We start from the raw sequence: 18,769 nt of genomic DNA, 5'->3' as shown, positions 1-18,769 counted from the left end.
TGATATGCACTTGCCGAGAATGGTTAGAAGCTTTAATGCGGTTCAGTCGACTTTAGCGCCGGCTTGTCTACCAGTTCTCTCTCGAATGAGGCAATGACTAGGTAGATGAGAACGAAGATTGGCAAAATGATAATCAGGGGTTTAATGTAGTAAATATAGCCATACCAGAACACACGCGCGATGGTTAGGACAATCCAGTAATAACCCAATGCCATACCAAAATTACCAAACAATTTCTTCATGATAGCAGCCGGTACAAAAATAATGGAAAATGTCACAAAAGGAGCCATTATCAGTCCGATAATCTCGTAGTTTAAATAATATTCTCCATAGACAAACAACCCGTAATTTGTGTGGATAAGCGAAGCGACAAGATGGGCTGCTTGTGGACTTTGTGCTTCAATTCCAAAAAATGAAGGAATCAATTGCGGGATATAGTCGATCAGCGTGTAATAGTTGCCGTAAGTATGAGTTACCTCAATGGCAGCAGCTGTGGAATACACAAGATCCTGGACAGTCGGGTAGTTGATGAGAATAAATACAGAATCCAAAATAGCTTCTACATCAAAAATCAAGCCTGAATGCCGCACCAATCCTAAGTAAGAAAACACCAATAGTCCTCCCGCAATCAACGCAGCTTTTTTAAACGAGAATTTTGATTTAATAACTCCCGCTCTTTTGGTAGCTGTCAACAGCAGATACAAAATTAGCAACAAGCCTAAAATATCAACTCGTGCGTAATGGGACAACAGCCAAAAAGGAACAAAGAAGATCGCAAATTTCCGTATCGCACTGCCTTTTACCCCCATCAAAACAAAGAAATAGGTGATCACAACTACGGAGTTCCAAGCATTGCCCGGGAGTAAGCTCGGCGAAAAATCGTGGTATGCCCGACCTGGCAAATCCGGTAAATAAATAATCGAAGAGGCGATAGCCAAAACACTGAAAACCCACGTAGCCAACAAACTTTGGACCGTCCCTGAGTAAAAAGCCAAGATTTTTGTATCATAGCTGCGATAAGTTTTATTGGTCATCCAAAGCAAAATCGACCAGATATAGTAGAAAAACAATGCACCAAACGCCAAGGTATAAAAGTGCTTTTCAATGAGGTGCGTGCGGTCATTAAATAATGACTGAACCTCCCCAATCGGCCCAAAACCAAGTATGCTGACGATTGGCAGAAACAGTAAGACCAGTGAAAATGCCGCAATACCAACTTTGAAGACGTAAATATCCATAAAAAACTTTAAGGAAAACATAATCAAAATGAAGAGATTCCATGGATCATCGGCATCGAAAACCTGGCCGGCATGAAGCAGGTAATAGATCAGCGAAATCCCAGTTAGTAGATTGACGATGATATACAGGACTCTTTCAAATCGATCATCGGCCTCAATGTGTTTTTCCATCGTCTCATTCCTTTATTTGTAATCCTCTTGCCTTTATAATCAGAGCCTGACCTATTTCGCAGCTACAATTTCTGCCTTGCCGTCTATCAAAAAACATCAAAACGGCTTTTTGAGTTGGATGCCTTTGATACTCAAGGCTTTTCACCGATTTCTCAGCCATTCTGAACAATCAATATTCTGTGACAGCACTCTTTTCTTCTTTTAATAAATTGCAATCATGTGTAACCATAATTTTCACAAGCTCTTCAAACGATGTGGAAGTTGGATTCCATCCAAGCAACTTTTTCGCTTTCGAAGGATCACCCAGCAACTGCTCAACTTCTGCCAAGCGGAAATACTCTGGATTTACCTCTACTATTACTTCCCCCGTTTTCGCATTGAGGCCCTTCTCGTTTATTCCTTCTCCTTGCCATTTCACTTCAATCCCTGCATGTTTGAAAGCCAGCGTCGCAAATTCACGAACTGTGTGCATTTCTCCTGTCGCAATGACAAAGTCTTCTGGTGTATCATGCTGCAAAATTAACCACATGCACTCCACATAGTCCTTGGCATAACCCCAATCTCTTTTGGCATCAAGGTTGCCTAGTAAAATCGTCTTTTGTTTACCATTAGCAATGCGGGCAACCGCCATGGTAATTTTTCGCGTGACAAAAGTTTCACCGCGGCGCTCTGATTCGTGGTTGAACAAAATACCGTTCACCGCAAACATATCGTAGGACTCTCTGTAGTTTTTTGTGATCCAGTAACCATATAACTTTGCCACACCATAAGGAGAACGGGGATAAAATGGCGTCGTTTCCCTTTGCGGAACCTCCTGCACTTTGCCGTAAAGTTCGGATGTAGAAGCTTGGTAGATACGCGTTTTTTTCTCTAAACCTAAAATACGGACAGCCTCCAAAATGCGCAAGGTGCCAATTCCATCAACGTCCGCCGTGTATTCCGGGGTCTCAAATGAAACTTTGACATGAGACATCGCTGCTAAATTATAGATTTCATCCGGCTTAATTTCGCTGATTAGCCGGATGATGTTGGATGTGTCAGTCATATCACCATAGTGGATATAAAAGTTGTCACTCGATTTTAGTTCCTCGATATACAAATGCTCGATACGGCTCGTATTAAAGCTTGAACTTCTTCGGATAATACCGTGAACTTCATACCCCTTATCCAATAAGAAATCTGATAGGAACGAACCATCCTGCCCATTAACCCCAGTAATCAATGCCTTTTTCATATTTTTCCCCCTCAATTGGTCAACATTGTATTTTTCTCTACATGTTCTAAAAACCATTTGTAAGCATACTCCAGACCTTCATCTAATGGCGTTTGAGCTTCCCAACCAAGGTTGGTGAGTCTACTGACATCTACCAATTTTCGTGGCGCACCATCTGGCTTTGATGTATTAAAGACAATTTCCCCCTCGTATCCGACCGTTTTCCTAACTTTTTCTGCCAGTTCTTTTATCGAAATATCTTTCCCCATTCCAATATTGATCAAATCGTTGCCGCTATAAACATTCATTAAATAAATCGCAGCATCTGCCAAATCATCGGAATACAGAAATTCACGCTTGGGCGTCCCGGTCCCCCAAACCTCTACTGATGGGGTTTGATTTAATTTAGCTTCATGAAATTTTCGGATCAAAGCCGGCAGAACATGCGAACTGTTTAAATCAAAGTTGTCATTTTGGCCATATAAATTTGTCGGCATAATACAAATGAAATCTGTTCCATATTGGCGATTATAAGACTGGCACATTTTGATTCCAGCAATCTTGGCAATAGCATAAGGTTCATTAGTCGGTTCGAGTTCGCCCGTCAGGAGTGAATCTTCTCTCATCGGCTGCGCGGCCAACTTTGGGTAAATGCACGTACTTCCAAGGAATAGCAGTTTTTTAACGTTATTTTGGTAAGCAGCATCAATCACATTTGTTTGGATCATCAAATTATCACGAATGAAATCTGCTGGATATTCATTATTCGCTACAATGCCCCCTACTTTCGCAGCAGCAAGAAATACGTATTCTGGCCGTTCCTCTCTAAAAAATAAATCAACTTGATCACGCTTTGTTAGGTCAAGTTGCTGACTGGTGCGAAATACAAGATTGGAATAGCCTTTAGCTGTTAAATCTCTTAAAATCGCAGAACCTACAAGCCCTCTATGTCCAGCTATATAAATTTTCGCGTCCAAGTTCATAAATACCCCCACCTTTTCTTCAGCTTCTGCCACATAAATTTCTATATGGATGCTGGTGATTTTTTAAGTTTATTTATGGATACGATACATATAAAACCATATTCCGCCCTTATATCCGAGACTATTTACTCATCGATTGATTTTTTTCTCCATTCTACCATAAAATAGTCTAAATATTACAGATTATTTAGATTTTTTAACAAACTATAAAATTAATCTTTTTTTACAACTGAGTCAATCCAACACCGAGTTTACCCGATAGGCCAAGTAAAGTGTGTCTCTTTATTTGCGCACGTACTGCTTGTCGAAATACTGCTGGTATTCGCCACTGATGATTCGCTCCCACCATTCCTTGTTTTCAAGAAACCAATCGACGGTCTGCGCAATGCCTGATTCGAAATCATATACTGGCCGCCAGCCCAATCGCTCAATTTTTGTCGGATCGATAGCATAGCGCTTGTCATGGCCCAAGCGGTCTTCGACAAAATCGATTAGCTCTTCCGACTTGCCTAACGCTTGAATGATGGTTTGCACCACCTCAAGATTGGTCCGTTCATTGTGGCCGCCAATATTGAATACTTCACCAAGTTCGCCCTTGTGCATGACCAAATCGATTGCTGAGCAATGGTCCTGAACATGCAGCCAGTCACGAATGTTTTTGCCATCACCGTAAACCGGAACCTTTCGACCATTTAAAACTCTCGAAATCGTCAGCGGAATTAACTTTTCCGGAAAATGGTAGGGTCCGTAGTTATTGGAGCAGCGAGTGATATTGACTGGCAGGCCATATGTTTCGTAATAAGCTTTCACCAAAAGATCCGAGGATGCTTTACTGGCGCTATACGGACTGTTGGGCTGCAACGGTGTCTCTTCTGTAAAGAAAGTGGCTGGATCAAAATCCAGTTCGCCGTATACTTCGTCAGTCGAGACATGAACAAACTTTTTGATAGTCGAGCGCTTCGCAGCGTCCAATAACACTTGTGTCCCCAGTACATTCGTCCGGACGAAAACCTCCGGATCTGTGATTGATCGGTCTACATGGCTTTCTGCCGCAAAGTGGACGATGTACGAGAAATCAACCTGCTCAAATAGCTCATTGACCGCTTGGCGATCGGCGATGTCAATCTGGACAAAGCTGTAGTTCGCATCATTTTCAATTTCTTGATGTTTTGTCAGATCCCCTGCATAAGTCAGCAGATCCAAGTTGTAAATATGATACTGTGGGTACTTTGCTGCCATGTACTGAACAAAATTGCCTCCAATAAAACCCGCTCCACCAGTTACAAGTAAGTTTTCCATAGAGACGCCCCTTTATGAGTTGTTGGGTAGTAAAAGTTTTTCAGACGCAATGTCCAGCAAATATTGACCATAGTCCGTTTTTTTCAAAGGTTGGGCTAGTTCAATCAACTGCGTTTGATTAATATAGCCTCTTCGGTAAGCAATTTCTTCGAGGCAAGCGACATACAATCCTTGCCGTTTCTGGATGGCTTCCACGAAATTAGATGCCTCCAATAAAGCTTCATGCGTTCCGGTATCCAGCCAAGCAAGCCCACGGCCCATAATGTTGACCTGCAACTCGCCCCGCTTCATGTACTCATCAACAACAGAAGTGATTTCTTTTTCCCCGCGTGCCGAAGGGGACACCCCTTTCGCAATTTCAACAACCCTGTTATCAAAGAAATACAGGCCCGGGATAGCATAAGAAGACTTGGGATTCTCTGGTTTTTCTTCTATGGAAATGACATTCAATTCATCGTCCACTTCCACAACCCCGTACGCTCTCGGATCTGCCACATGACACCCGAAAATGATGCTGCCTTTTGTCAGCTCAGCTGATTCCTTCAGCCGGTTCCCAAAATCTGAGCCGTAAAAAACATTGTCACCAAGCACCAATGCGACCGGTGAGTCTCCAATAAAGCTTTCGCCAATCGTAAACGCTTCTGCCAGTCCGTTTGGCTCTTCCTGGATCGCGTATTCCAGTTTGATGCCAAGCTTTTGGCCATTGCCGAGCAAGCTCAAGAATCCAGAAATATCTCTGGGTGTTGAAATGATGAGAATTTCTTTAATGCCTGCGAGCATTAAAACAGACAATGGATAATAAATCATCGGCTTATCGTATACAGGCAACATTTGTTTTGAAATCGATTTGGTCAACGGGTAAAGGCGCGTGCCCGTTCCGCCCGCTAAAATAATTCCTTTCATTGTCAATCCCTCATTTCTTATAGTTGAGATAGGCTTTTTTGCGTTATATGGAGCTCCCGAATGATTCCACAGATTTCCGCGACTGTGCTGATCGGCAAATCACCATAATAAGGCATAGCCAAAACCTGCTTTACTGCCTGCTGCGCATTTGGCAAACGTTCCGGACGTGCAGATGGCAGCTCGCTGTACCACTCAAAATCACTGCATAAAGGATAAAAATACTTTCTTGCAAATACATTGTGCCTTTGAAGTTCTTTGTGAACAGCGTCTCTCGACTGACCAAAGAGCGCTTCATCGATTTCAACAACAAAGTACTGGTAGCTGCTGGCTTGGTCTTCAAGTGTCGTTAACACGCGGATGCCCTCAATGTCTGCCAAGTTCTCTTGGTATGCTTTTTTAACTGCATGGCGTTTGCGGCGTTCCTCGCCGACCACTTTCAGGACTTCCAAGCCCACACCTGCTTGGACTTCGTTCATTTTGGCATTCAACCCGGACAGCGCTACTGTTTCTGCATCCGCAATTCCGAAGTTCCTCAACAAGTCCAACTTTTTGTCGAGCGCGGAATCACTGTAAGTCAGGGCTCCTCCTTCAATCGTGTTAAAAAGTTTTGTTGCATGGAAACTGAACATCGTCATATCTCCGAAACGACTGATTGGCACACCGTTTATTTTGGAACCAAAAGCATGGGCCCCATCATAAATCACTTTTAATCCATGCTTATCCGCAATCTTTTGTATTTTTTCAACATCACAAGGATTGCCAAATACGTGAACAGCGAGAATAGCACTGGTTTTTTCGGTGATCAATTTCTCAATTTTGTTTGCATCGATATTAAAATTTACCGGGTCGATATCGCAAAAAACAGGTGTCAGATTATTCCAGTCTAAAGCCTGCACAGTCGCCGGAAATGTAAACGGAGTGGTAATCACTTCTCCCGTCAGCTCCAACGCCTTTAAGCCCAACAACAAAGCCAGCGTCCCGTTAGAGAACATGGAAAGATGATCTATCTCTAAGTACGCTTTAAGCTGACAACTCAACTCGTCGTGTTGCTTTCCAAAGTTTGTCAATTGCTTGCTGTCCCAGACCGTCTTTAAGCGCTCTGTGACTTCCTTGATGTCTGGCAGCAAAGGACGTGTGACATAAATCGGTTGCTCAAAAGCTTTTGCCATTCGATTCCCTCCCCTATCGTTCTTTTTTATCCCATCTTAGCGGGTCTTATCTTTTTTATGACCGGTACCAGCAAATCATAGACGATTTCAAACTCCTTAATTTTCAGCAGCCTGCTTATTGCGATATAACTTGCAGCTCCAATGCCAATCTGCAGAATTAATGTTAAAAGTTCTGAGAATGGCAATAGCTTTCCGATACCGTAAACCACCAATCCCATCCCTATAGAAATTGCATAAATCGGTAACAGGTCCCGAGTTTGTTCTTTAACGCTGTAAGAGATCTCCCGTCCTGAAAAGTAAATATTGATAAAAAGGGAAACATATGAATCCAAAACAATGGTTGCTACTAAAACGATGATGCTCCCATCCATCCAGATAACAGCAAATATTAAAATGGTCGGAATGATGGTCTTGACGATTTCCAGATAAAGAAACAAATCCGATCGCCCTTTTACTTGAAGAATGTTTAAATTTAATGCATGTATCGGATACAACATGCCTGCGATGCACAGCAACTGAAAATAAGGGACCATGGTCATCCATTTCTCACCAAAAATCAAAAAAATCAATGGTTCTGCCACAGCCGCTAAACCAACCATAATCGGAAAGATTAGAAATCCTGAGAGTCGAATGACTTTCTTGAAACTCTGCTTCAGCCTTTCTTCCTGATCCTGGATGCCACTTAATACCGGATAGGTTACGCGCTGAATTGTCGCTGTTAATGTTTGCGTTGCTACATCACTGAATTTCGCAGCGTTTGTGTAATAACCCAAAGAGCTCGCGGAATATTGCTTGCCAATTATCAAGTAGTAAATATTGTTATAGGCCGTGTCAATCAACCCCGAAACAAGCAGCTTCCACCCAAAACCGAATAATCGCTTGAACGAATCCGTACTAAAAACAGGTGAAGGAAGCCATCTTCTATAAAAAATTAGAAGCATCGCCTGTATCAGGTTCAATGCCAACATACGGACCACCAAGCTCCAAACACCAAATCCAATTACCGCCATCGCAACGGCAATTCCTCCGGACAAGAGGCTTGCGGCCATATTGACTTTCGCTTGCACTTTGAAGTTTACTTCTTTAGTAAACATGGCCCTTGGAATGATGGAGAACGCATTTATGATGACACTCACCGCCAACACACGAATGATCGGTATTAATTGAGCTTCTTCAAAAAATCGGCTGATCACTGGCGCCGACAAAAACAGCACACTATAAATAACAATGGAAATTGCTAAGTTAAAATAGAATACTGTCGAATAATCAGTTTGATTGGCTTTTTGATCACGTATTAAGGCCTGTGTAAACCCACTGTCAACAAGCGAGTTCGAAAGTGCCACAAAGACGAGAATCATTCCGATTATCCCGAAATCTTCCGGCACAAGTAAACGCGCGAGAATGATCTGAATAATAAACTGAACGCCCTGATTTCCCATCATGTCACCAAAGCTCCACAACAGACCGCTGATTGTTTTTTTCTTCAATGAATTTTCCTGTTTCATCTGCCGACTCCTATCGATGGGAAATTTCTCAGCACAACAATAAAATTCAGAAATTTCACTACTTGGTAGTTTTATTTTTAAAAATAGGTATATGCATCTTTAATTTATAAAAATATTTAAACCTCCATTTCAGATACACTACTTTGTGCTTATTTATATTTCTTGATTATCATTCTAACATACTACAAGTCATAAATAACAGATAATTTAGATTATTTTTTATTTTTATTATGCAAATTATTCCACTATCTTTTTTTCAAACAGCAAAAAGGATAAATTGCCTTATAAAACCCGAGAAAGATTCCTCATTTAATTGTTAGATACTGTCTGTTTTTCTTGAATTCGATTAATAATTCTTTGCACAAGCATCTATAGGTATATATCGCTATTTGAATGAAACAAACTAAGTTGGAGTCCTCTTTACTCCAACATGAAAAAGCGATTTCGAAGAGCCTTTGCTGCCGGCCTACGATATCGCTTTCTCCCTCGATCTGAAAGATCATATGGTAATTTTCTTAAAAACCCGTTTGAAAAACTCAGGCTGTACATAGAACTGGCGGTAACCTCTTTTCATTGTTTCTTTTATTTTCAACTGCTTCAGTAAAATATAAAAGCGATCTCGCCTTTTTGTCCGATTAATAGCATGATCGTATTTGTAGTCGGTAAAGGCATTGATTTCATCGAGCATTTCCGCTACTTCCTGCAAGTGCTTTTGTTTTTTTTCGACGTCAGAAACTTGAACCGTTGTCCACGATCCTTTAACATCCACCCGATACGCTGACATGTTTTGGTCAATATAATGAACCTCTCCACACAACGCGCCCCAGATGACCAATGGATAGTCGCCGATTGTCGAATTCAAAAAAAACTCGGGCATCGCTGGAATTTTTTCACACGAGTACAAAATGGAGTTGGTCGCAAACAAATCCCCTCCACCTTCAATCACTTCTTCCACCGAGTAAATTTTGTTTTTATTGCTCGGCCGGATAGAAGAGATGGTTTTCTTGGTAACTGCGGATACTCTCACGGCCGAATGTACACACATGCTGCATTCTGGATGTGCCTCCATATAATCCACTTGCTTCTGAAGTTTGTAAGGGTCTGTCCAATAATCGTCCCCTTCACAAATAGCCATATACTTTCCTTGAGCACGGTCCAAATTAAACTTTTCCACTAGTACACCTTGTGAATATTGATTTTCAGTTTGATAAATCGGCTTGATAATATCTGGATATTTTTCTTCATACTGTTTAATGATTTCAGCTGTGTTATCGGTTGAAGCATCGTCGTGAATCAGGATTTCATAAGCAAAGTTTGTTCGCTGCATCAACATGCTATCCAAGGCTTCAGCAATAAAATCTCCATGATTGTAACTGGTACACTCCACACTCACCATAATTTCGTTTGCCATAGGTTACAGACCCCTCTTCAGTTAAGTATTCTTTCTTCGTCAACTTTAATTGGTACCCTCAACTGCATTGTGCAAAGCTCATTGCCAAAACATCGTTTCTCCACATAAACACGGAGATATTTAATTTGATAAAGTTTTCAGCCAAGAAAACTTACACATTTTTTTAGGCGATAAGTGTTACGGATCTTCTACGAAAAAGTTCTCACTTTGATAAATGACTCTCAGTCCTTCATCACGCAAAATCAACTGATTTTCTTGCACGGTATTGCCTTTAACAATATGCCCTTCTCCTATATTGATGTAGATGCCACGATCAGAACCATCGCGTGGGTTTATAGCTAAATTATTAATAATGCTGATATCATAGCTTGGTCCCATCAAGTTATTTCCTCCATCACCTGGACGTACAGCGATATTAAATTCATTGTTATAGGTCAAGTTCCCCCTAATAACGTTGGATTTTGCGTCGTTTTTAACATCAATCCCATAATAAAATCCACTAACGGTATTCCTTTCAATAACACTTTCTCTTTCGCTTTCCACCGTAATTCCTTGCTGATCTGTAAAACCTTCCCGATCCTCCTGCACTACACAACCCGTAACCAAATTGTGCCTGCCACCCCCAAACAACGAAAGGTGCCCATCTCCAGAATTTCGGACTACACAAGATTCAATCGTATTGTAATCTGAAGCAAAATTAATGATGCCCGAACCGAAATTCCACTCACTCGTGACATTCCGCAGCAAGTTGTCGTTTGCATGATGAAGATGAATCCCCTGTGAATAGTTTTTAGTGTAGACATTTTCTACTGAACTTTCCTGGCTGTCTTGAAGGAGAATAGCGATGTTGGATACCAGTGATCCACTTTCTGGAATTTTGTCCCCCATCAAAAATCCACCGTTTAAATGGACATCTGCCGTATTGGCAATCCAAAAAACCCCGTATTCGCCATCTGCTTTTGTTTGAAAAATTGCTCCATCCATCTCGATTGTAATGGGCTTAGATATTTTTAGCGCAAAGTAACTGTCCCCATAACCCGTACTCGCCTTCAGTTCCGGATTTTTTTCTAACTTATAAATCCCCGCTGGAATATGTAAAGTTTCACCAATCGGCGTTTCATCAATAGCTAATTGTATCGCTTGGGTATCATTTTCCACTCCATCACCCCCTTCTCCTAATTGCAATTTTTCCCCAGTTTGTTCTTCGTTAAAATACAAACTTACTGCTGTGAAAAAAGCCATAGTCAAACCGAGAACCCCTAACAGCGACAGGTACAACCGATTTTTATTGTGAATCATCAGCATCCGCTCCTTTATTCAAATCACAATTTAAAAAATCAATATTTTACCTATTGCCGAGAATAATTCTAGTATAAGTGAATATATCAAAAAATGCACACTTTTCAGATAACTATTTATTTTATAATATTACCCATTTACATGAATATTACATCCTAATGCCTATTTCATTATTGATTCTATTGCAAGAAAAGCTGATTTTCCCTAGTATTTTTTTCTTTTAGTCGTTATAATTTTAAGTGAACATAATTTAATTGAAAATTTAGTTATATTTAGAAGTAAGCATTATACTATTAAAGAAATGAGGTTTTGTATTTGAGGGACATATTTTTCCAAAAAAAGTACGGACAGCTTTATGAAAAAATTGAAGGTGGCCAGTGTGAGGTTTTTGAATTTACTCACGACTTAGGCTCGGTTTATCACCAATTCATCAAAAAAGAAATTCCAATCCAACTTGAAGATGCCCCCTATTTTGACTTGGTAACACCTTATGGCTATGGCGGACCTTTAATCACAAATGTCGCTGAAGGAAAAAAAGAAAAACTTATAGAACTTTATCAAAAGTCTTTTCAAGCTTATTGCCTGAGAAACCGAATTGTCAGTGAATCCGTTCGTTTTCATCCGGTTTTGGCAAATGCCAAGGACTTCGAATCCTGTTACAAAGTTTCTTATAGGCGAAACACAACCGGAACCACCCTTTCATCCTTCGATGACCCCATACAAAGTGAGTTTTCAAAATCCTGCCGAAGAAATATTCGTAAATCTTTAAAGGAAGGTGTTTCTTATTCCGTTACAGTCAATCCTAAGGATTTAAAAGACTTTAAGAAAATTTATTATGCAACCATGGACCGCAATAAAGCAGCTGATATTTATTATTTTGACGATGACTATTTTTCGGATTGCCTTCGTCTTTTGGGAGATCATATTCTACTGACTGAAGTTGTCTATGAAGATAAAATTATTGGGATGGGGCTGAGTTTTTTCTACGGTGATTTGATTCATACTCACCTCTCAGGAACCTTGAAGGAATACCATTATTTATCGCCCGCTTACATTCTTCAATACGCACTTGCTGTCTGGGGAAAAGACAATCACATGTCACTGATTCATGATGGCGGCGGCAGAACAGGCGATCCTGGTGACAGCCTATTTTTATTTAAAAAGCAATTTGGCAAACATACAGAGTTTGTCCATTATTTCGGTTTTAAAATATGGAATATGCCCATCTATGAAGCTTTATGCGAAAAAAACTTAGTAAATAAAAATGCTGAAATATTCCCTGCTTACCGGCACAAAATGCTGGAAAAAGTATCGAGTTAATTGCCGGCATTCACCAGGAAGAAGAAAGCTAGTCAATTGCCGCTTTCTTCTTTTTTTACTACAACAAAAACTATAACGAGGAGGGTTTTTTTGAAGGACTTATATTTTGAAAACAACTACTGCCGCCTTTATGAAGAAATTGAAGGTGGTAGTTGCGGAGATTTCGAGTTTACAAGTCCATTGGGAAGCATTCACCACTTATTCATAAAAAGACAGATTCCCCAACTCTACCAAGGCAAAGTATATTATGACTTAACAACGCCATATGGATATGGCGGGCCTCTCATTACAGAACTTCCAAACGAGGAGCATAAAGAAGAATTAGTCGCTCAGTTTTCAAAGGCTTTTCAAGCTTATTGTGTCGAACAGAATATTGTAAGCGAATTTGTTCGTTTCCACCCAATCCGGGACAACGCAAAAGATTTCTCAGCTTGTTACGACGTTCACTTTAGGCGATATACCACCGGAGTGACCTTAAAGGGCTTTGAAGATCCAATTCAAGAAGAATTCTCGAGTTCCACTCGAAAAAAGATTCGTAAAGCCTTAAAGGATGGTGTTTCTTATCGAATAACAACCAATCCCAATAATTTGGATGAGTTTGTGGCTATCTACTTAAACACAATGGAGCGAATTGGTGCTGATGCTATGTATTTCTTTGACGAAACATACTTCTCCAATTGCTTGGAATATTTTGGTGAGAACTTGATTTTGGTGGAAGCTCTTTACAAGACCCAAGTCATTGCCGCTGAACTTCATTTCCGTTCTGGGCCCACACTCCATACGCATTTATCAGGCAGCTTGGCTGAATACAGCCACCTGAATCCGGTTTATGTTATGACCTATGCAATCACGTTGTGGGCAACAGAGCAAGGAATCGAATTGATCCATTCCGGAGGTGGAGTCACTACTGCAGTCGATGACTCGCTTTATTTATTCAAAAAAAAATTCGGAAAGAATACGGAATTTGAGTATTATACCGGCTATAAAATTTGGAACCAGGAAATTTATCAACATCTGGTGGAACTCACAAAAACCGATGAAGCTGGAGAATTTTTCCCCGCGTACCGCTAAACGGCGAGCAGAACTCCCTGCTTGCCGTTTTCCTTCTATTTGAATCTTTTAAGCCGAGGCAGAATCAGTCCATAAACCGTTTTTAACTCAGTGATTTTTGTAATCATACAAGTTGTGATGTAAAAAGCAATGCCAATTGCTATTTGCGGCAGCAACTGGAAAGAAGCTGGCATTTTCAAAACCTCGCCAAGCGCCCAAACCACAGCCCCCATCAAAAAAGACAACAAGTAAATCGGCACCAAGTCCCGTAGTTTTTCAGAGGCTGGGTATGCCACTACCCGTTTAGAAAAATAACTGTTTACGAAAAACTCCAAATAAGTATTCAAGATAGCAGCTGCAATCAACCCAATGACTCCCAGTTCTAGCCACAGGGCGAGCGCTAGTAAAATTGTCAGTAAGAGTTTGTTAATGACTTCTAAACGAAGATACAAATCAGATCGGCCTTTTACTTGAAGAATGCTCAAATCAATGGCCAAAATCGGGTAAAGCATCCCTGCTATCGACAGCAATTGAAAGTACGGAACCATCGGTAGCCACTTCTCACCAAAAATCAGCAGCACTAACGGTTCGCCTACAGCCGCCATTCCGACCATCACAGGAAAAATAAGAAAAGCGGCCAACTTCGTAATATTTTTATAAGATTGCTTTAAACGCTCCTGTTCGTCTTGAATGTGGCTCAGCACCGGGTAAGTAACCCGCAGAATGGTTGCCGCCAAATTCTGTGAGACAATTTCACTAAAACGAGAGGCATTTGTATAATACCCTAGTTGCGCGGCAGAATACTGCCTGCCGATGATCAGGAAATAAATATTGGTATAGAAAGTGTCAATCAATCCCGAAACAAGCAGCTTCCAACCAAAGCCAAACAGGCGCTTGAATGAGGCGACGCTGAACACTAAGGAAGGAGTCCATTTTTTTGACACAGAAAATAGCAGCGACTGAATTGTGTTCATAGACAATTGCCGGAACACGAGACTCCAGACGCCATATCCCGTCATCGCCATAGCGATTGCAATAATTCCTGACAAGATGCTTGCACTTAAGTTAATTTTAGCCTGTGCTTTAAAATTTACTTCTTTGGCAAACATCGCTTTTGGGATCACAGCAAATGCGTTGATAACAATTCCAATAGACAGCACTCGCAGAAGAGACACAAGCTGAGGTTCATCAAAAAACTGGCTAACTGCTGGAGCAGTGACATAGAGAACCCCATAAATAAGAAAAGAAATAAACAGATTAAAATAGAAAACGGTTGAATAGTCTACTTGGTTGGCATTGCGTTCACGAATCAAAGCCTGAGTAAATCCACTGTCGACCAGTGAATTAGACAATGCAATGAAGACGAGAATCATGCCAATCAAACCGAAATGTTCCGGCAGCAGCATCCGCGCCAACACAATTTGGATGAGAAACTGGATGCCTTGATTGCCGATTAAGTCACCAAAGCTCCACAACAGACCGCCAATTGTCTTTTTTTTCAATGATGGTTGTGGTTCCATATAATGGCCTCCTATCCCCAAGGCCACGCAACTTGGCCGTTACTGCAGCAGTCTCCATTTTGCTTTTCGAATGCTTTCCGTCAAATTCGGGAAATAACGTTTCATTTCCATCAATATGCGTTTTTTTGCGCTGAGTTCTAAATAGATTTTTCGGTATTCGCCGTGCTTTGCTTCTTTAAACTTTCGCTGCTCCAATAAAAGTGAAAACTGGTACCCTTTTTTTGCTTTTTTCAAGGCATCATTGTGTGCAAAATGGGTATATTCGTTAATCTCATCGAACATCTTTTCCATGTCATGATAATGATTAATCCGTTTTATACTAGTTGCCAATTCACGCTCAGTCCAAGACCCTTTGACCCCAACCCGGTAAGCAGACATATTCTCATCCAAATAATCTACGGTTCCATGAAGCGCGGCTAAAATGACTAACGGATAATCACCTACTGTGGCATTCAAGTAAAAAGGAGCCAAGGTGCGGATTTTTTCTTTTGAATAAACCATTGAATTGGTTGCAATCAAATCCCCTCCACCTTCTATGACACGTTCGACCGAAAAAATGGCATTGCCATGCTCTGGCCTTACCGTAGAAAGAATTTTTTTCTTATCCGAAAGAACGCGGTCTGCCGCATGGACAGTCATGCTGCATGTTGGGTGCTGCTCCATATAGTCTACTTGTTTCTGCAGTTTATAAGGATCGGTCCAATAATCGTCACCTTCACAAACTGCTATGTATTTTCCAGTCGCTCGATTGTGGTTAAACAATTCTACTCGAATTCCTTTCGAATACTGGTTTTCAGTTTGGTAAATTGGCTTTATTAGTGAGGGGAATTGGTTTTCATACTGTTTGATCACTCGGGGACTATGATCGGTCGAGGCATCGTCATAAATCAAGATTTCAATATCGAAATTCGTTTTCTGCATCAAGAAGCTCTCAATGGCTTCGGCAAGATAATCACCGTGATTGTAACTGGTGCAGACAATACTAACCATCGGTTTGGTTGTCATAATTTTCACTCCTTTTTAATTTGGGGATTAGCATTGCCAACACAGCTTTATAAAAGGAATAAAATGGATAAAATCCATTCAAAATACTACTTTATGCTCACACCCTCTATCTTTTCATCATTCTATCACAAAATAAAACCAAAAATATAGATAATTCGTATTATTTAGATAATAATTATTAAATCATATATTTTTATAAAATTATCCAAATTTCATTAAAAAATCCCCTTGAGCAGTTCTTTTGCTCAAGGGGTTTCAACTTGCTGCTATTTTGAATGCCATGCCCAAGCACTGGAGATAATCGCATTTAAATCATAAACAGGTTTCCAGCCTAATGCTTTTTCGATTTTTTCAGATGATGCAACTAAAGTAGCCGGATCTCCTGCACGTCTTGGTGCATATTCAACCGTTGCCTGCTTTCCAGATATCCGTTCGCAAGCTTCAATGATTTCATTTACCGAATAGCCTGCACCATTGCCTAAGTTGTATGTTTCGTTGGCGATGCTACCACTGGCCATTCCTTCGTAAGACAGAATATGTGCACGCGCTAAATCCGTAACGTGGATATAATCCCTCACGCAAGTACCATCTGCTGTATCGTAATCCTTGCCGAATACTGAAATCTTTTCGCGTTGCCCAAGAAGATGCTGCAAAACGATGGGAATCAAATGCGATTCAGGATCGTGGTTTTCACCAATTTCTCCTGATTGGTGTGCTCCCGCCGCATTAAAATAGCGCAGCACAACATATTGGAAATCATAGGCATGCGCAATATCTGCCAGTACCTGTTCAACCATAAGTTTTGAACGGCCATAAGGATTGATTGGAGTTGTTGCTGTTTCTTCTGTAATCACTTTAGTGTCTGGAATCCCGTATGCTGCAGCTGTTGAAGAAAAGATAAAACGCTTAACTCCATACTCAACCATTTTTTCAAGCAATATTAAAGTGGCGCTCACGTTATTTCGATAATACTTCAGTGGCTGTTCCACTGATTCGCCCACTAAACTATTGGCCGCAAAATGGAAGACTGCGTCGATATTGTGTGTGGTAAAAATTTTATCCAGTACTGCCGCGTCACCTAAATCTCCTTGGACAAATAGTGCCCGACTATCGATCAAATGCTCAAAACCAGTCGTCAAATTATCCAGTACTACAACTTCGTATGTATCCACTAAATCTTTTACCGTGTGGCTGCCGATATATCCCGAACCACCGCAAACTAAAATAGCCATAACATGTTGTCCTCCTCTGTCTGATAAAGGTACTACTACTGACAATTATAGCACTAGCGCTAAATGTTCTTACAGGTATTTTGCTAAACTGGCTAACCGCACCTCGTAAGCCCGAAAGCGAACCCCAGTCCGCAACAACCGCACCTTAACAACCAATGTCCGCACCTCAAAGTCACTTTTCCGCACCTCCCACAAAAAAACGTCTCCCTGGAGCAAGCTCCAGGAGAAACGCATTTATCCTTTTTATTCGGGTACAAAATAATTTTGGCTTTCGTATGTTTCCAGGTCTTCTTCCGGAATGATCAAATTGCCATTATTTAAGGTGTTGCCGATGACAACGTGGCCATCCCCTGCTCCCACGTAAATCCCGTAGGAAGAGGAACCGCGTGGATCGATGACCATATTGTTAAGAATTTGCGTGTCATAGCTTGGCAGTTCCAAATTTTCACCGCCATCGCCGCCTCGAACGGCTATATTGTATTCGTTGTTGAACGCAATGTTGGATTCGATAATATTCGATTCTGACGCATTTTTTACATCAATGCCATAATAAAATCCACTAACTGTGTTATTTTCGATTAAGCTGCCTTTTTCACTTTCCACTGTGATTCCTTGTTGGTGAGTCTCGTCTGGGCGGTCTTCAGTAACTATGCAATTAACCACATGGTTATCTCCGCCACCTCCATACAGAGATAAATGACCATCACCAGAATTTCGCACCACACACGAATCAATGACGTTGTGGCTAGAATCGAAATTAATAATGCCCGATCCAAAATTGAATTCCGAAGTTACTTTGTGAACAAGATTGTAGTCGGAATGATTAAGATGGACACCTTGCGAATAATTTTTCATATAGGTTCCTTCAATGGAGCTATTGTCTGTATACAAAAACAGAATTGCAATATGGGAAGTCAAGTACCCGCCCTCCGGCAATCGTTCGCCCATCAATACGCCACCTTTCAGATGGACATCTTCTGTTTCATTGACCCAAAACACGCCATAATCATCGTCTGTATCTGTTTGGAATACAACTTCCTCCATCAAAATTGTAATCGGTTTTGAAATTTTCAAGGCAAAATAGCTATCTCCATATCCAGTAGTTGCTTTATGTTCTGGATTTTTACTAAGATTGTAAACGCCTGGCGGTATTTCCAAAGTTCCTCCAGCTGGCGTTTCGTCAATCGCTGCTTGAATTTCCTCAGTTTTGTCTTCAGCATCATCGAGATCAGCACTATAACTTTCAACAGCGCTTTCCGTATCGTCTCCCTGTGTCATTTTTTCAACCATTAAAAAGAAATAGCCAAATCCAGCAATCCCAAAAAGTATCAACAGCGCAGTACCAATATTTTTACCTTTCATCCCGATCACCTCCTATGGCACGAAATGCTCTTGCCTAATTCCTATCATACAGAATGCAGGCCAAAAATAACAGTTTGATAACTGAAAAT

Annotated in this window: 15 protein-coding genes; 2 read left to right on the top strand and 13 right to left on the bottom strand. The window is 40.8% G+C overall.

Going from position 1 to position 18,769, the window contains the following annotated elements:
* Positions 1–32: 32 nt before the first annotated feature.
* The 9 genes from AC4EHK_RS04315 to AC4EHK_RS04275 form a co-directional block, all read right to left on the bottom strand.
* Positions 33–1,409, bottom strand: coding sequence for a hypothetical protein (locus tag AC4EHK_RS04315; protein ID WP_490977553.1), 1,377 nt, complete (start codon positions 1,407–1,409; stop codon positions 33–35).
* A 169-nt stretch (positions 1,410–1,578) separates the two neighbouring features.
* Positions 1,579–2,643: a GDP-mannose 4,6-dehydratase gene (gmd, locus tag AC4EHK_RS04310; RefSeq protein WP_490977552.1), complete on the bottom strand. Its 1,065-nt coding sequence runs from the start codon at positions 2,641–2,643 to the stop codon at positions 1,579–1,581.
* A gap of 11 nt (positions 2,644–2,654) precedes the next feature.
* On the bottom strand, positions 2,655–3,605 hold the full coding sequence (gene fcl / locus AC4EHK_RS04305) for a GDP-L-fucose synthase (protein WP_490977551.1): 951 nt from the start codon (positions 3,603–3,605) through the stop codon (positions 2,655–2,657).
* A gap of 282 nt (positions 3,606–3,887) precedes the next feature.
* Positions 3,888–4,904, bottom strand: coding sequence for a dTDP-glucose 4,6-dehydratase (gene rfbB, locus AC4EHK_RS04300; RefSeq protein ID WP_490977550.1), 1,017 nt, complete (start codon positions 4,902–4,904; stop codon positions 3,888–3,890).
* A gap of 12 nt (positions 4,905–4,916) precedes the next feature.
* Positions 4,917–5,807 carry a glucose-1-phosphate thymidylyltransferase RfbA gene (rfbA, locus tag AC4EHK_RS04295; protein WP_490977549.1) on the bottom strand — a complete coding sequence of 297 codons (891 nt, stop codon included), beginning with the start codon at positions 5,805–5,807 and terminating at the stop codon, positions 4,917–4,919.
* Between the two features lie 17 nt (positions 5,808–5,824).
* On the bottom strand, positions 5,825–6,976 hold the full coding sequence (locus AC4EHK_RS04290; protein ID WP_490977548.1) for a DegT/DnrJ/EryC1/StrS family aminotransferase: 1,152 nt from the start codon (positions 6,974–6,976) through the stop codon (positions 5,825–5,827).
* A 26-nt stretch (positions 6,977–7,002) separates the two neighbouring features.
* Positions 7,003–8,481, bottom strand: coding sequence for a lipopolysaccharide biosynthesis protein (locus AC4EHK_RS04285; RefSeq protein ID WP_490977547.1), 1,479 nt, complete (start codon positions 8,479–8,481; stop codon positions 7,003–7,005).
* Between the two features lie 499 nt (positions 8,482–8,980).
* Positions 8,981–9,892, bottom strand: coding sequence for a glycosyltransferase family 2 protein (locus tag AC4EHK_RS04280; protein ID WP_490977546.1), 912 nt, complete (start codon positions 9,890–9,892; stop codon positions 8,981–8,983).
* Between the two features lie 177 nt (positions 9,893–10,069).
* Positions 10,070–11,191 (bottom strand): right-handed parallel beta-helix repeat-containing protein, encoded by a 1,122-nt coding sequence (locus AC4EHK_RS04275; RefSeq protein ID WP_490977545.1) that lies wholly within the window; start codon positions 11,189–11,191, stop codon positions 10,070–10,072.
* 315 nt (positions 11,192–11,506) lie between these two features.
* Between AC4EHK_RS04275 and AC4EHK_RS04270 the strand changes: the two genes are divergently transcribed.
* Positions 11,507–12,511 (top strand): GNAT family N-acetyltransferase, encoded by a 1,005-nt coding sequence (locus AC4EHK_RS04270; RefSeq protein WP_490977544.1) that lies wholly within the window; start codon positions 11,507–11,509, stop codon positions 12,509–12,511.
* A gap of 90 nt (positions 12,512–12,601) precedes the next feature.
* On the top strand, positions 12,602–13,582 hold the full coding sequence (locus tag AC4EHK_RS04265; protein ID WP_490977543.1) for a peptidoglycan bridge formation glycyltransferase FemA/FemB family protein: 981 nt from the start codon (positions 12,602–12,604) through the stop codon (positions 13,580–13,582).
* Between the two features lie 35 nt (positions 13,583–13,617).
* Here AC4EHK_RS04265 and AC4EHK_RS04260 read toward each other — a convergent pair whose 3' ends face one another.
* From AC4EHK_RS04260 to AC4EHK_RS04245, 4 genes are all read right to left on the bottom strand, one after another.
* Positions 13,618–15,081: a lipopolysaccharide biosynthesis protein gene (locus AC4EHK_RS04260; protein WP_490977542.1), complete on the bottom strand. Its 1,464-nt coding sequence runs from the start codon at positions 15,079–15,081 to the stop codon at positions 13,618–13,620.
* A gap of 39 nt (positions 15,082–15,120) precedes the next feature.
* Positions 15,121–16,086: a glycosyltransferase family 2 protein gene (locus tag AC4EHK_RS04255; protein WP_490977541.1), complete on the bottom strand. Its 966-nt coding sequence runs from the start codon at positions 16,084–16,086 to the stop codon at positions 15,121–15,123.
* A 266-nt stretch (positions 16,087–16,352) separates the two neighbouring features.
* Complete coding sequence (gene galE, locus AC4EHK_RS04250; RefSeq protein WP_490977540.1) at positions 16,353–17,318, bottom strand: UDP-glucose 4-epimerase GalE; 966 nt, start codon at positions 17,316–17,318, stop codon at positions 16,353–16,355.
* A 243-nt stretch (positions 17,319–17,561) separates the two neighbouring features.
* Positions 17,562–18,680 carry a right-handed parallel beta-helix repeat-containing protein gene (locus tag AC4EHK_RS04245; protein WP_490977539.1) on the bottom strand — a complete coding sequence of 373 codons (1,119 nt, stop codon included), beginning with the start codon at positions 18,678–18,680 and terminating at the stop codon, positions 17,562–17,564.
* Positions 18,681–18,769 lie beyond the last annotated feature (89 nt).

Source organism: Planococcus sp. TJ-307, from assembly GCF_058268435.1.
This window is presented reverse-complemented; position numbering and strand designations above follow the sequence as displayed.